The sequence below is a fragment of the Neobacillus niacini NBRC 15566 genome (genome assembly GCF_001591505.1).
GTDB lineage: Bacteria > Bacillota > Bacilli > Bacillales > Cytobacillaceae > Neobacillus > Neobacillus niacini.
This window is the reverse complement of record NZ_BCVA01000048.1, coordinates 12,611-29,265: the sequence shown is the minus strand read 5'-3', so window position 1 is coordinate 29,265 and position 16,655 is coordinate 12,611. Positions and strand designations below refer to the sequence as shown.

Annotated in this window: 9 protein-coding genes; 8 read left to right on the top strand and 1 reads right to left on the bottom strand. The window is 37.5% G+C overall.

The window, feature by feature from the left end:
- Nucleotides 1-14 precede the first annotated feature (14 nt).
- From BANA01_RS24200 to BANA01_RS24170, 7 genes are all read left to right on the top strand, one after another.
- The gene (locus tag BANA01_RS24200) at nucleotides 15-1,010 is read left to right on the top strand and encodes a substrate-binding domain-containing protein (RefSeq protein WP_063255005.1); all 996 of its coding nucleotides are present in this window, start codon (nucleotides 15-17) and stop codon (nucleotides 1,008-1,010) included.
- 24 nt (nucleotides 1,011-1,034) lie between these two features.
- Nucleotides 1,035-2,864 (top strand): cache domain-containing sensor histidine kinase, encoded by a 1,830-nt coding sequence (locus BANA01_RS24195; protein WP_063255004.1) that lies wholly within the window; start codon nucleotides 1,035-1,037, stop codon nucleotides 2,862-2,864.
- Nucleotides 2,857-4,050, top strand: coding sequence for a response regulator transcription factor (locus BANA01_RS24190; protein WP_063255003.1), 1,194 nt, complete (start codon nucleotides 2,857-2,859; stop codon nucleotides 4,048-4,050). The genes BANA01_RS24195 and BANA01_RS24190 overlap by 8 nt, the downstream gene beginning before the upstream one ends.
- A 208-nt stretch (nucleotides 4,051-4,258) precedes the next feature.
- Complete coding sequence (chvE, locus tag BANA01_RS24185; protein ID WP_063255002.1) at nucleotides 4,259-5,350, top strand: multiple monosaccharide ABC transporter substrate-binding protein; 1,092 nt, start codon at nucleotides 4,259-4,261, stop codon at nucleotides 5,348-5,350.
- Between the two features lie 74 nt (nucleotides 5,351-5,424).
- Nucleotides 5,425-6,975 carry a multiple monosaccharide ABC transporter ATP-binding protein gene (mmsA, locus tag BANA01_RS24180; RefSeq protein ID WP_063255001.1) on the top strand — a complete coding sequence of 517 codons (1,551 nt, stop codon included), beginning with the start codon at nucleotides 5,425-5,427 and terminating at the stop codon, nucleotides 6,973-6,975.
- A complete protein-coding gene (mmsB, locus tag BANA01_RS24175; RefSeq protein WP_063255000.1) occupies nucleotides 6,959-8,122 on the top strand; it encodes a multiple monosaccharide ABC transporter permease in 1,164 nt (387 codons plus the stop codon). Before mmsA ends, mmsB begins: the two co-directional genes overlap by 17 nt.
- A 191-nt stretch (nucleotides 8,123-8,313) precedes the next feature.
- Entirely contained in the window at nucleotides 8,314-13,377 is a 5,064-nt protein-coding gene (locus BANA01_RS24170; RefSeq protein ID WP_063254999.1) for a discoidin domain-containing protein, read from the top strand.
- A 468-nt stretch (nucleotides 13,378-13,845) separates the two neighbouring features.
- On the opposite strand, the gene BANA01_RS24165 is transcribed toward BANA01_RS24170, so the two are convergent.
- Nucleotides 13,846-15,207, bottom strand: coding sequence for a sigma-54 interaction domain-containing protein (locus BANA01_RS24165; protein WP_063254998.1), 1,362 nt, complete (start codon nucleotides 15,205-15,207; stop codon nucleotides 13,846-13,848).
- 338 nt (nucleotides 15,208-15,545) lie between these two features.
- Here BANA01_RS24165 and BANA01_RS24160 point away from each other — a divergent pair, with 338 nt between their 5' ends.
- Nucleotides 15,546-16,604 carry an aromatic ring-hydroxylating oxygenase subunit alpha gene (locus tag BANA01_RS24160; protein ID WP_063254997.1) on the top strand — a complete coding sequence of 353 codons (1,059 nt, stop codon included), beginning with the start codon at nucleotides 15,546-15,548 and terminating at the stop codon, nucleotides 16,602-16,604.
- Nucleotides 16,605-16,655 lie beyond the last annotated feature (51 nt).

Here is a 16,655-nt window from a genome sequence, read left to right as displayed (position 1 = left end):
AAGGGGTTACATAGTTGAAAAAGCTGCTTTTCATTTACTTATTGCTCATTGGTTTGTTTGTGTTATATATATATAACTATCAAGCAAAGAGTTCGGTGAAACGTGCATGGAATGATTATGAATTGGTCGGTAATATGGATGAAACGTACGTGATGGTAACGTTTATGGTTGGTATTGATTACTGGAAAAGAGCGTTAAAAGGTTTTGAGGATGCAGCAGAAGCGTTAAATGTTTCGATTGAATATCGGGGTGCAACGCAATATGATGTTCACGAGGAAATTACCGTACTGGAACAGGTTATTGCCAAAAATCCTGCGGGAATTGCAATCTCCACGATGGATCCTGAAAGGTTAAATCCTGTTATTGATAAAGCGGTTGAGGCTGGAATTCCGGTTGTCATGTTTGATGCAGACGCACCAGAAAGCAAGGCATATTCATTCCTAGGAACTGATAATTATAAAGCTGGCGTAGAGGCAGCTCACAAAATAGCGGAACTTTTAAATAAAAAGGGAGAGGTTGGTGTCATTACACTCCCCCATCAGTTAAACCACCAGGAACGGACACAAGGTTTTCAGGACACGATTTTTATGGAATATCCGGAAATGAAGGTCGTCTCTATCAAAGATGGTAGGGGAGATCCGGTGTTATCAAAAGAGATGGCTGAAACAATGATTACCGAAAATCCTAATCTAGCAGGAATCTTTGTGACAGAGGCAAATGGTGGAGTGGGAGTCGGACAAACGATCATGAAGAATAACCTCCAAGATTCGATTAAAATTATCAGTTTTGATACAGATAAAGGAACCTTAGATATGATTAAAGATGGTGTTATCTCTGCCTCAATCGCACAGGGGACATGGGAAATGGGGTACTGGTCCATGCAATTTTTATTTCACCTGCAGCATGGTATTTTTGAACAAAATCATAAAAATGAACCATTACCTCGTTATGTAGATACGGGTGTAACAATTGTGACGAAAGAAAATGTTCAATCCTATTATCCGCAATAAACTTCTTAGAATGGATTGGTTCTATTGAAAAATCTTATACAAATAAATAATTTACCCATTCGATATAAGCTAATCTCTCATTTTTTAATCATTAGTATCATTCCGATTATTTGTTTAGGGCTATTAATTAATTGGACAGTTGAACGTATCGTTGAAGAGCAGGTTAATAAGGATACGCTGCAGTTGATAAGTAAAGTGGACGAAGCACTTGAATTTTACTTGAACAACATGCAACGGGTCACCTACTTTATTTCCTATAATGAAAGCATGCAAGATTTTTTCCATAATGATAGTCAACAGACAGGTCAAAACAAAACCAATGAATATGAAATACAACGCTACCTCCGTAATTTTACAACTTTATTACCAGAAGTAGCTGGTGTTTTAGTAGTGAACAGCTCAGGGGAATATGTAAGTAATGAACTTTATGCTCCGTCTACAAAGGATTTAACAGAAGAATCTTGGTATAAAGAAGCGGTAGAAAATAAAGGGATTTTTAAAATCATTGGCCAACCGAAAGATCGTCATATCTCATCGTTGGTAAACTACAAAAACGATGAAGTTGTGTCGGCAGTTCGTGCAGTCATTGACCCGATCTCTCAGGAAGTAGTAGGGGTCATTTTAATAGATTTAAAGGTAAGGACGGTTGCAGAAACATTGGTAGATGTTCGATTGGGAAAAACAGGTTATTTGACTGTTGTCGATGAACAGAACAGACCAATTTATCAGCCTAAAGATCCTTTAGTCGACACAATCCCGAATGAATGGTTGGAAGGAAAAAAGTCAGGTGCGTTTTCAAAAGAAGTCGATTCACAGAAGTTGCAATTCATTTACCAAAAGTCGCCCTATTCAAACTGGACCATCATTGGTGTCTTTCCAACAGAGGAAACCATCTATGAAATCAGTGAAATCCAATTTTATTTAGTTGTTTTTGTGTTTATCATTCTTTTGTTTGGTATACCGTTATCTTATTTTTTAGCCAATTCGATTTCAAAACCGATTGGACAATTAATGAAGTTTATGCGTAAAGCAGAAGGTGGAGAGCTCGGAGTCCGTTATATCGAAAAACGAGATGATGAAATCGGTATGCTTGGTCGAAGCTTTAATAAAATGCTGAAACAAATCAATGAGTTACTGCGTCTAACGGAGCGACATGAAAGACAGAAGCGAGAAGCAGAGTTTCGAAGTTTACAAGCTAATATCAACCCCCATTTTCTCTATAATACGCTAGATACCATTCAATGGATGGCGAGAAAACAAAAAGCCACTGATATCGCAGAAGTCGTTGAATCCTTAGCTAAATTGTTCCGGATAGGGTTAAGCAAAGGAAGAGATATCATCACGCTCGATAAGGAAATCGAACATATCGAAAGCTATTTAAGGATCCAAAAAACAAGGTATGGTGAAAAACTTCAGTATCAGATTGAGGTAGACGAAAATAGCAGCTCGTTATATGTTCTAAAATTTATTTTGCAGCCTCTGATTGAAAATGCGATCTATCACGGAATTAAAGAGCGGCGAGGTCCCGGTCAAATTACATTGAGCGCATATGAAAAGAACGGAAAATTAGTGCTTGTTCTTCAAGATAACGGTGTCGGGATGTCTGAATCACGTCTTCAAGAAATCCGTGCAGCTCTCAAGGATGCTGTTAGAAGAACGGAAAATCAAGGCGAATCGAACAGTAAAAATGGATATGGAATCTTAAATGTTCAAGCACGAATCGTCCTAGCATTCGGTGAACAATACGGGATTACGATAGAAAGTACAGAAAAGGTTGGCACGACAATTGAAATGCTTTTACCTATTTTGGATGAAGATATTGGATGGGAAGAGGAGTGGAAATTGAATGCGTAAATGGAAGGTATTAATCGCTGATGACGAATTTATTATTCGTGATGGCATCCATTCTTCTGTTGATTGGGAGAAATATAATATGGAAGTGGTTGGTGAAGCAGAGGATGGAGAGGAAGCAGTTGAAATAGCAATCAATCATCAGATTGATATTTTACTCATTGATTTAAATATGCCAATCATGAGCGGTCTTGAGGCTATGAAACAGATCAGAGAACATTTGCCAACCTGTAAAATGGTGGTGATATCGGGTTATGATGAATTTCGTTATGCACAGGAAGCACTTCGTTTGAAGGTGGAAGATTACCTATTAAAACCCGTGAATCCTGAAAAGCTAGAAGCCATCATCATGGAGCTGCAACGGAAACTAGATGTAGAAGGTAATCAGAAAGAATACTTAAAACAAGCCACCAACCAATTTAAGAGGAACCAGACACATCTCCAAGAAAGATTTTTTCAAGATTGGACGGAAGGGCAGTTAGCGAACGAAGAAATAAAAGAGCAATTACAATTTTTACACTTGCCCGTAACAGCACCGATTCAATTTATCGTAATTAAATGGCCTGATTATCATTTGAATCAAACGTTTATGCAAGAAACTGACAGGCAATTATACTTATTTGCAATCGAGAATATTGCAAAAGAAATGATCGACACAAAAGAGGCGGTAGTCTTTTGGGACAGAGCGTATTTGCTAAATATATGCTTATGGGAGCCAATCAGTCGGGACCAAATGTCAAAAATTGAAGATCTCGTTCAACGTTATTTTACTATCAGAATCTATTATCATATGGAAGATATAAAGGAGCTAGACTTCATTCATTTATATAAGGTCTATGATCGATGTAAAAGAGAAGTAGATAAGCAAATAAAAGTTTCTCCTATCGTTAAACAAGCGCTTGCCTATATCAAACAGCATTATCAGGATTCCTCCCTTACACTAGAAAGGGTAGCTGAGGAATTACATATTACAACAGTCTATTTAAGTCGTATGATGAAACACGAACTAGGTATTTCCTACGTTGGCCTGTTAACCCAAATGCGAATCAACAAAGCGGTTGATTTATTGAAAACTTCGGAACTATCCATTCGTGATATAGCTGAAGCTGTCGGGTATGATTCCCAACACTATTTTAGTACTACTTTTAAAAAAATAGTCGGCGTATCTCCGATGCAATTTAAAAATTGATCGACACCATTCACAAATGCACTTTCAGCAGAAGGTGCATTTTTTATATAGGCGGCTAAATTCTAGAGCTGTCTAACACTTGAATAGTAAATATTAAAAATAGTTTAAATTTTTGAAAAAAGTGTTTAAATTTATGTAAAGCCTTACATAAGAGAAAAATGCTATTTTATTAATAGTCAGACAATAGAGGGTGAGAGGGGATACAATTATGAAGAAATTTAGTTTTTTAGCACTAATCGTAAGTTTGATCTTTATGTTAGTGGCATGTAGTGGAAATGACAAATCTTCAGGATCTGAGAAAGGCTCTAAGGAAGAACTAATTGGGATTGCCATGCCTACGAAATCATCTCAACGATGGGTAGATGATGGGAACAATATGGTGAAGAAATTTGAAGAACTTGGTTACAAAACAGATTTACAGTATGCAGAAGACGATGTTGATAAACAAATCGAACAAATTGAAAATATGATTGTAAAAGGCGCAAAAGTTCTAGTCGTGGCATCAATTGATGGTACGGCATTAACGAATGTATTAGACAAAGCAGCTGAACAAGACATTCAAGTAATTGCGTATGACCGCTTGATTATGGAAACACCAAATGTAAGCTATTATGCAACATTCGATAACTTCCAGGTAGGTGTGTTACAGGCTGCTTATATTGAAGAAGCACTTAAACTTAAGGAAGAAGCTGGACCATTTAATATTGAATTTTTTGGTGGATCACCAGATGACAATAATTCTTATTTCTTCTGGGATGGTGCGATCTCTGTTCTTAAACCATATATCGATAGCGGAAAATTAGTTGTCCAAAGTGGACAAGCAGACTTCCAACAAGCTGCAACAATGCGCTGGGATGGAAATACAGCGAAATCTCGTATGGAAAACATCTTAAGTAAAGCATATTCAGGTTCTGAAAAGGTAGATGCTGTCTTATCACCATATGATGGAATCAGCCGTGGAGTTATTCAAGCATTAAAAGGAGTAGGTTATGGTTCTGCTGATCTTCCACTTCCAATTGTAACTGGACAAGATGCAGAGTCTGCTTCTGTTAAATCGATTATTGCAGAAGAACAAACACAAACAGTATTCAAAGATACACGTGATCTTGCTGCTATTGTAGTAAAAATGACTGAAGCTATTCTAGCTGGTGAGAAAGCAGAAGTGAATGATACTGAAACGTACGATAATGGTAAAAAGGTTATTCCTTCTTACTTAGTTGACCCTGTATCAGTAGACATCAACAATTACAAAGAATTGTTAATTGATAGCGGATATTATTCAGAAGACGACTTAAAATAAGAAACTTGATTTAGTGGTGATTTCGATCACCACTAAATTACTTCATTCGTGATACTTAACGAGGTGGTGAGGATATGCCTGATTATATTTTAGAAATGCGTAACATCACAAAAACATTTCCAGGGGTTAAAGCTTTAGATAACGTAAATTTAAAGGTTGAAAAGGGCGAAATTCACGCACTAGTGGGTGAAAATGGTGCTGGAAAATCAACATTGATGAAAGTATTAAGTGGTGTTTACCCAAGTGGCTCCTATGAGGGTAGTATTTATTTTGAAGGCGAAGAATGTCACTTTAAAGATATTAAGCAAAGTGAACAAATAGGCATTGTTATCATTCATCAAGAATTGGCATTAAGCCCTTTCTTATCAATTGCTGAAAATATCTTTCTTGGAAATGAAAGACAATCAAACAGTATTATCAATTGGCCTGATACGTTTTTAGAAGCAAGAAAACTATTAGAACAAGTTGGGTTGAAAGAATCTCCGAACACAGCAGTTATGGATATTGGAGTTGGAAAACAACAGCTTGTTGAAATTGCAAAAGCTTTATCAAAAAATGTAAAACTATTAATTCTTGACGAACCGACAGCGGCGCTTAATGAAACAGATAGTGAAAATCTATTGAAGCTCCTGCTTGAACTGAAAAAACAAGGAATTACCTCCATTCTAATTTCACATAAATTAAATGAAGTATCTAGTATTTCGGATAATATCACGATTTTACGAGATGGACAAACCATTGAAACGTTCGAGGCTAAGGGTGGAAAGGCGACTGAGGAACGTATTATTAAAGGAATGGTAGGTCGTGAGTTGACAAGCCGATATCCAGAGCGGGTACCTAACATCGGGGAAAAGATTTTTGAAATAGAAAATTGGAATGTGTATCATCCTTTACAACGTGACCGAAAAGTCATTGACAATGTGAACATTCATATTCGACGTGGAGAAATTGTCGGATTAGCAGGCCTAATGGGAGCAGGTAGAACCGAGCTTGCGATGAGTATTTTCGGTAAAACCTATGGGAAAAAAATTACGGGTTTACTGTACAAAAATGGAGAAGAAATCCAAACAAATACGGTAAGTGAAGCGATTGAGCATGGAATTGCTTATGTTTCAGAAGACCGGAAAACATATGGATTAAATTTAATCGATGATATCAAACGGAATATAACGCTATCTAATCTCAAGCGAGTTTCGAAAAATTCGGTCATCGATGAAAATGAAGAATTCCGGGAAGCGCAGCTTTTACGGGAAAGATTAAACATTAAAACACCAACATTGGCTCAACTCGCTGGTAATTTAAGCGGTGGTAATCAGCAAAAAATTGTATTAAGCAAGTGGATTTTTACGGAGCCAGACATTTTAATTTTGGACGAACCTACTCGTGGAATCGATGTAGGAGCAAAGTTTGAAATTTACTCACTCATACATGAACTTGCGGCTGAAGGAATGGGTGTACTTGTCATCTCATCAGAACTACCTGAAGTGTTAGGACTTTCAGACCGTATTTATGTCATGAATGAAGGTCGTATAACGGGTGAACTTGATCGTGCAGAGGCGAATCAAGAGAGCGTGATGCGTTATATGACAGGAGCAGGAGGGACTAAACGTGCAAACACTAACTAATTTATTTCGCAACAATATCCGTGAATATGGAATGATCATTGCACTGGTGTTCATTGCTGGATTATTTTGGATCCTAACAGATGGTATTTCATTTAGTTCATTAAACTTAACCAACCTAATCCTCCAAAATGGATTTATCCTTGTATTGGCGATTGGAATGGTCTTAGTTATTATTACGGGACATATCGATTTATCCGTTGGTTCTGTCGTAGCAATCGTCGGTGCCATTGCCGGCGTAATGATGATCAATCATAATGTGCCAGTATGGTTAGCTATTATTTTATCCCTTGTTGTTGGTGCGGTAATCGGGGTTTGGCAAGGGTTTTGGATTGCATATATGGGGCTGCCATCCTTTATTGTTACACTAGCAAGTATGTTAATTTTCCGAGGATTAACCTTATACCTATTGGATGGAAAATCCCTTGCGCCTTTTCCAGATTCATTCGGAATGCTAAGTGGAGGGTTTTTACCTGCTATTGGGTCAGGGGAATTACACTTACTAACCATCATATTGTCTATTACTCTATCATTAATCCTAATTTATATGGAATTTAAGAATCGTAAAGACCAGTTATCCTATAGTCAAGAGGTTAGTCCTTTATGGCTTCCTTTAACAAAACTAGCATTGCTCGTCGTAGTTATTAACTGGTTTGCGTATCAATTGGCGTTAAATAAGGGTATTCCAACAGTGTTAATCATTGTAATTATTCTCATCGTCATCTACACCTTCATCATGAAGAATACGATTATGGGTCGTCACATTTATGCAACGGGGGGTAACAAGAAAGCGGCTGATCTATCTGGGGTTAAAACAAAACGTGTTGTATTCTGGGTATTCGTTAACAACGGTATCATCGCAGCATTGGCTGGATTAATGTTTGCATCCCGTCTTAACTCTGCAACACCTGCAGCTGGTAACATGCTTGAACTAGATGCAATCGCTTCGGTATTTATCGGTGGTGCGTCAATGGCTGGTGGTGTTGGAACTGTCATTGGAGCAATTGTTGGTGGACTTGTCATGGGAATCATGAATAACGGCATGTCCCTAATTGGTGTAGGTATTGACTGGCAACAAGCAATCAAGGGGCTAGTTCTTTTACTCGCAGTAGGCTTCGATATCTACAACAAAAACAGAGCAGGAAAATAGTGGGGCAAAGGGAAGGTAGGTTCTGTACCAGAAAAAATAGCAGTGGGACAATGGAGATGTCCCTCTTTGTATTATGTATCTCTGAATCTAGTAGTGCTGAATAGATCGCTTGTGCAGAGTAGAGTTTTATGAGTTGTGCCTATTATATATATTTATATTAGATTAAGTTGAACTCAGGAGGAAGGCATAATATGTGGGGGAAAATAAAAAAAACAGTTGTATGGTTATTAATTGTTTTATTACTGGCAGGTAATGGGAATCAAAATACTGTTAACGCAGCGGAAGAAGATTATTCAATTAGTTCGCCTGAAACTTTTATCTATAAAACAGATTTAAGTGATAATAAACGTCGTCAATTATTTAATGATAATTGGAAGTTTTTTTATGGTGAACAAAGTAATGCTCAGTTGAATGCATATGATGATTCAAAATGGGATGATGTGCAATTGCCACATGATTACAGTTTGAGTCTATCTTATAGCCAAGCAGGTGAAGCAGAGAGTGGTTATAAGCTTGGTGGTATTGGATGGTACCGTAAGTCATTTACACTGGGTGAAGCCAGTAAAGACAAGCGTGTTGTTGTTGAGTTTGGTGGCGTTTACATGAATGCAAGTGTGTATATTAATGGACATAAATTGGGTGACCATCCAAATGGATATACACCATTTTCATATGATTTAACTGACTATATCAATTACAATGGGGAAAACGTGCTTGCGGTTCGTGTTAATCATAAGTTTCCATCAAGCCGTTGGTACTCAGGAAGTGGTATTTACCGTAATGTGCATCTAACAATAACAGATGATGTTCATGTTGATCATTATGGGGTTCAAGTATTAACCCCAAATCTTAAAAATCAAGTAGGTAAAGATGTTGATGTAGAGGTTAATGCTAAAATTTTGAATCAGTCCTCTGAAGATGTGAATGCAGTTGTCAAACAAAGCATTCGTAAAAAAGGTTCAGAAGATAGAATCGTTAGTGAACAAAGTGGCTTATTAAACATAAAGGCGAATAGCTCAGTATCATCAAGTGTTCCTTTGAAAATAAATAAACCAACACTTTGGTCTTTATCTAATCCGCAACTTTATGAAATTGTTACAGAAGTGGTAGTCGATGATAAGGTTATTGATGAATATGTAACGGACTATGGTTTTAGAACGTTTGAATTTACAACAGATACAGGGTTTTATTTAAATGGAGAAGCCGTTAAATTAAAAGGTGTAAGTATGCACTCTGATCAAGGTGCATTGGGTACAGCAGCGCATGTTCGCGCGATGGAACGCCAAGTCGAAATCTTGTTAGATATGGGTGTCAATGCAATCCGTGTTACACACAACCCTGCAGCTGATGAACTCATTGAAATTGCAAATCGAAAAGGTGTGCTCATCATTGATGAAGCATTTGATACTTGGATAAGCAGCAAAAATGGTAACTCCAATGATTATGCTGCATGGTTTAAAAAATCGGTTGGTGATAATCCATTATTGGGTGCAACTGCAGATATTACATGGGCAGAATTTGACATTAAGACCATGGTTCGCCGCGGTATAAATGCACCATCCATCATTAGCTGGTCAACAGGTAATGAAGTGATGGAAGGTAATAGTGGTCCATATACTGAATATCCAACTATTTTAGGGCAATTAGCAACATGGGTTGCAGAAGTTGATCAAACTCGTCCAGCTACGATTGGTGACAACAAACTGAAAGCAAACTGGAATGAGGCAATAAGCTTTGGTAACAAATTGACACAACTTGGTGGCACTGTTGGTTTTAACTATGCAAATGGAAATCAATTTGACCAATTTCATAAAAATTACCCAGAGTGGAAAATGTATGGTGGAGAAACAGCCTCATCCATCAACAGTCGTGGAGTGTATAAACCTTCAAATTATGATAAGCACTTAACATCTTATGATGAGTCAACTGTAGGATGGGGTAAGCTTTCAGCGGATTCATGGTATACAATTATTACCCGTGACTTTATGGCGGGAGAATTTGTTTGGACTGGTTTTGACTATCTTGGAGAACCGACACCTTGGAATAACGTGGGTTCAGGTGCCACAGGAGGTTGGCCTTCACCAAAATCAAGCTATTTTGGTATTGTTGATACAGCAGGTCTTCCAAAGGATCGATTCTATTTCTATCAATCACAATGGAATGATAAAGTAAACACGCTTCATATCCTTCCAGCTTGGAAAAGAGATATGGTTAATATCGATACTAATGGGAATGTCCGTGTTGATGTGTATAGTGATGCAAGAAGTGTTGAATTATTCTTTAAAAATGCCCAAGGGGAAGAAAAATCGCTGGGCAAGAAAACATTCACACAATACACGACAGATGCAGGGCATACGTATCAGGTATATGAGGGTAGTGATAAAAAGGCTCAAGATTTCAGAAATCTCTATCTAACATGGAATGTTCCTTATGCAGATGGAACGGTCTATGCTAAGGCCTATGATGAAAATGGCAATGTGATCACTGATACACAAGGCCGTGACAGTGTGACTACATTTAAAGAGGCATCTGAACTAACGCTTAAAGCAGATCGCGAATCGATTGTGGCTAATGGACGTGACTTGTCCTATATTACTATTGATGTTATCGATGAAAATGGTGATATTGTTGAGGACGCTTCAAACTTAATGAATGTAAGTGTAAGTGGTGATGGGGAACTGATGGCGCTTGACAATGGTGACCAGGTGGATCATGAACCATATGATAGTGGCAAACGTAAAGCATTTAACGGAAAACTGGTTGCTATTGTAAAATCAACAACGGCTGCAGGAACAATGACACTTCATGTAGAATCTGATGGAATCAAAGGTCAAAGTCTAACCATTACAACCACACCTAATCCTGAAGTATCAACAGAAAAACATGTCATAGGGTATACAATGCCTAAAAATTACTATGTGAAATTAGGATACCAACCAAAACTTGTATCAGAAACAAAGATACTTTTTAGTGATGGAACGGAAGAAACTCATCCAATTACATGGGATATTGAAGAAAACATGTTTGATAAACCTGGAACTGTTAATGTTGTAGGTCATGTCGATCAGCTTAATCTTCGTGTCTTAACGAATGTTACAGTAATTGAATCAGTAGGTGCACTACTAAACTACTCACTAGCCGCTGCAACAGGGGTTGACAATGTGAACCTGCCAGCAAGTAGACCGCTTGTTTTAGAGAACGGTGATGTTTTAAAAACTGAATTCCCAGTAGAATGGGAAACTCAAGATGCTGAAAACTATAAAAAGCCAGGACTTGTAACCATTAAAGGAACTTCAACCGTGTTTGGTGAAGCAATTCCTGTAACGGCGTCCGTTCGCGTTAATGATGCAGAGGTTACGTTAGGTGATAATATAGCAGGTAATAAATTGACATTAACACAAGATATATCAACAGAATTGCAATCTGATAGTTTGGAAGCCATTATCGATGGTAAAACAGGATTCAAAACGGTTCAATCAGGACCAAATCCTTCTGTTTGGACAAACTATGATATGGCTCAAACAGGACATAACAAAGCAGAAATTATTTTCACCTATGCAACGGCACAATTCTTAGGATCTGCAGACTTATACTTCTATCAAGATGCTTGGGCTGCGCGTTTACCTGAAAATGTAGAACTATATTGGTCCAATGAAGGTACAGAGGGCGCAAACTGGACAAAGTTAGAAAACGTAAAAGAAACACGTGGAGAAACATCAGCAGGTACGCCGAATATTACGAAAATAAATTATCGTTTCAATGGTGTTCCAGCTGTTGCATTTAAGATTGTCTTAACAAGTAATCCTGGAACCAATAGTGCTGGTAAGAAATTAGCGGTCGGACTTTCAGAGGTAGAATTACGTGTTGAACATAGTTCGCTTAAAGTAAATGCCGAAGCAACACTCAATAATTTACTACTCAATGGTAACAGTGTCTCACCTAAAGAACTTAAAGATAAAGTGATTAACACTGAATACCAAAAAGCAGTTGTTGAAGCAGGAAGTGATAAAAACGTTGCAGTAACAGTACTGAAACCATACAAAAATGTAATTCGCATTATTACAGAATCAGAAGATCACTTAACCAGAGAAATTTATACGGTTAATTTAGATCAACCTGCACCTGATATGAATTTACCAGCAGATGATGATTCCCGAGACTATCCATATGGAAAAACTACGGCAACTGCAGGAGCTTACCACAAGAATCACGCAACAGAAGGTGACCCTAATTTTGCTGTGGATAACAAAACATCTACAATATTCCATACTCCATGGGGTGGGACAGATAAATCAAACTTCTGGATTACCTTGGAAATGGAAGAAGTAACAGAAATTGATGCACTCCGTTATTTATCACGTAGTGGCAATAGTAACGGTATTGTAAATGAGTATAAAGTTGAAATTTCTTTAGATAATGAAACATGGGAAGAGGTATCAGTTGGTAATTGGTCAAGTAAAACGGATACATGGTCGATTGCAACATTCGACGAACCAAAAGAAGCCAAATTCGTACGACTCACAGCCCTGTCATCCTACGGTGATGGAGGTCAAGCTAATCGATTTATGACAGCAAAAGAAATTAGGCTTCGTCAAGCAGCTGCTGCAAAAGAATCATTAGAAAGTGCAGAAGTTACACTTGATCAAGATTCATTTTCATATGATGGAAATGAAAAAACTCCTAAAGCAACTGTTACTTTAGATTCTACCGTACTTGAAGAAGGCATCGACTATCGCGTAACATATGAAAATAACGTTGAGGCCGGTGAAGCTAAAATCGTCATTACGGGTATTGCAAAATACGAAGGTACCCTAGAAAAAATATTTACAATCCTAGACAAAACTAAATTAGAATCCTTGATCACGGAAGCTAAGCAGCTTAATCCAAAGGATTACTCAGAAGACTCATTTAAGACTTTAAATCAAGCAATTAGAACAGCAGAAGAAGCATTAGAAAAGGCTACAACACAAGCAGAACTGGATGAAGCACTTGCTAATTTAGAAGGAGCCATTGAGAATCTTGAAACTATTGAAACTGTGGTAGCTTCTGCAGTGGTCAACGAGTTGATAGGAAATCAGAATGAATTGGTCATCACCATCGAAGAAGTCTATGCAGACGGTAAGGGAAGCGGGAAATTTACTGAGACCATTCTTATCAAAAATAATGCTGAGGGAATTTACCGAGTAGGACGTTATGATGTATTCGTCAATACGAAAGGCAATACCAAGATTGTTGAAATCTATATCATCGAATAGCAAAAAATCGGTTCAACCTTAGGGTTGAGCCGTTTTTTGTGCGCTTGGCAGCGCATTGGACTAACTGTAGCTTTGGAATAAAGTTTGATTAAAAACTTCTTACAAATTCGCATTCTATGGTAAACCAAAAAATCCATTTTGAAAAAAAGATTGATCAAAATGGATTCTTTCTTTGAGATTGGCTGTTCAGTTTTTATAAAAAGGCTCTGTTATTATTCATTGTTGATTTTCGAGTAGTGTTGAAAATTCATAGGCGGAGAATTTCCGGCTATTGTTATAGAGGAAGCTTAAGAAGCAGATATAAGCGGAGATATTCCAGTTAACTGACTTAAAAAGGACAAAATTCAAGGATTTGGATACAATAAGCGGAAAAACTCCGCTTATTATTAAGGAAATATGGGTATTTCCAAATTTAATCGGAATTTCTCCGCTTATTGGGATTCAGGAATCAGATTGACCACTCCTGAACTAGTCCTGACAATATTCTCTAATCAATCTGGCCGCATAGGTCTGGCTGATTTGCAGATCCTTGGCCACGCGCCTAGAGCTTTTATTCACTTTATAGGATTTACGAACCATCTCTTTTTTTGCCAATTCGACGGCCTCATTAAGGGTAGCAGGAGCAGTATTTTCAATTTGGGCCAGTCCTTGGTTATAAATGCCTTCGGGCAGGTCATCAATACCGATGACATCATTGCTGACAATGACAAGCTTTTCTATTAGGTTTTCTAATTGTCTTATATTTCCGGGCCATGAATAATGGGTAAGCCAATCGAGGCAATCTTTAGAAATTAATTTATTCATTTCAAGGATTCGATTAAATTTGTATAAGAAATTATAGATGAGCGGGACTATATCTTCTTGCCTTTCCCGAAGCGGAGGCATTTTGATATCCACTACGTTCAGCCGATAATATAAATCTTCTCTAAACATTTTGTTTGTTACCATTTTGTTTAAATCTTTATTGGTCGCGGCAATAATTCGGATATCGACTGATTTTTCTTTATTGCCGCCAATGGGAATGAATTTTTTCTCCTGAATAACTTGCAATATTTTAGCCTGAAGAGGCATAGGCATGTCCCCAATTTCATCAAGAAACACCGTACCCCCATCTGCGGATTCCAGTATCCCTTTTTTACCGGAACGGTTTGCATTCGTGAAAGAACCAGGTGTATAGCCAAAAAGTTCGGACTCCATTAATTCAGCAGGGATTGCAGCACAATTGATGGTTAAAAAGGGGCCGTTCCTTCTAGTTCCGTTTTCATGAATATATTGGGCTAACATGCTTTTACCTGTTCCGGACTCACCGAGAATTAATATAGTAGAGTTTGCAGCTGCCACCTTCTTGGCAAACTTCAGCACATTTTTCACCTTTTCATTATTTGTAATAATGCTGCTGCCAAATGGATCTTCAGGTTCTTTACTATTTTTTGAATCCGTTTCTTTTACTTTCAGCATTTTGTAACTTTGTAATTCCCTTGCGGTCGTTACGATTAATTCCACTTCTTTTTGATCATTTAAGATAGGTACAACAGAGGTGAGCAGTTCCGCACCGAGGATGGTAGTTTGTTTAATCGTAATGGGCTCTTTTCTTTCCAAAACATCGGGGAAAATGGAGGGATACCAATAGCCTTTATCTGCAAATTCCATGCTCGTTTTCCCTATAACGTCTTCCTTATTTAACCCATAATGCTTTTTACAGGCATCATTCACATAGATAATTTTCTTATCCTTATTTAATACAAAGATTTCGTCAGAAGAATAATCTAAGATTTTTATAAGCGCTTCCATATTTAAATCTAAATCGGTTAGAAAATTGGATAATGTCATGAAGGAACCTCCCGAAAATCATATTCTGAGTTCAATGGAACTCAGAGTGAGTTTGACTGTATTCAGAAAAGTGTTAAAATAGGCAAAAGTGTGATTATAATCACATCCACTCTAATAGTAGTCGAAATATTTTGAATTGTAAATAGCCGGAAAAGTGGCGGAAATAGGAATATCTCCTTGGGAAAGTCAGCCGGTGAACACAAATGAACTCACTTCCTCTTTTTAAAATCCTATTAATCTCGGCTTTTTAGTTAAAAAGATAGTTGGCACGAAATTTGCATTTAATAAAATATGAAAAGTACTTTAAAGGATTTGAATGACAAAAGGAGGAACAACAAATGAAACCGTTAACAGGGAATACCCTGGAGCACACTCTCCCGTACGAAAATTATGTGAATCCGCAAATATTTGAAGAGGAAAAGAAAAAAATCTTTCAAGACAGCTGGGTTTTAGCTGGACACACAAGCCAGGTGGAAAAACCGGGGGATTTTTTTACTTTTGATATAGCAGATCAGCCATTAATCATTAGCAGGGATAAAAACAATGAATTGAATGCCTTTTACAACATTTGCCCGCATAGAGGAACCAAAGTGGAAAAAAACGAGTGTGGAAATAAAAAGGTTTTCACTTGCACCTATCACGGCTGGACATTCCACATGAACGGGAAATTAAATAGGGCGCCAAACTTCGATACAAAAGAATTAGGAAACCATAGCTGTATGCCACAAGTAAAGCTTGAAGTATTCCAGTCCATGATCTTCATAAATTTGAACCCAGAAGCAAGACCAATGGAAGAAACGTACGGAGAATTTATGGCCAATCTGGAAAGATACACTTTCTTGGAGTCTTTGAAAAAGGTTCGGGTAAACCAAAGGGTCATTGAAGCTAACTGGAAAGCGGTTATTGATAATTATCTTGAGTGTGATCATTGTAAGATTGCCCATCCTGAATTTTCAAAAACATTCGATATGAAAAATTACCACATCGATTTACATGGCAATTTCTCATGCCAATATTCAGAGTTAACCAATAAATCGAATGAACAACAAGAAGATCACGCCAATTTCTATTGGGTATGGCCCAACTTGATGGTGAGCATTTATCCTGGAAAAGAAGGCAATATGACGATAAGTCAAATCTTACCGCTGACACCGGATAAATCACTTGCCATCTATAGCTACTACTTTAAATCGGATAAAATTAGCGAAGAGCAAGAGGAACTGATTCGTTTTGTCGATCAGGTAAGATTAGAGGATTTCGACCTTGTAGAGTTATTGCAAAAAGGTTTCCATACGAATGCCTTCAAGCATGGAGTGTATTCACCGACTGAGTATGCACTAAAATTTTTTCACAACCTTTATGAAGAAGCTATGAACGTGAAAGAAGGAATGCTATAGCGTACCCCTTCGTGTATATGAAAATAGATTTATATAGAAATATATTACTAG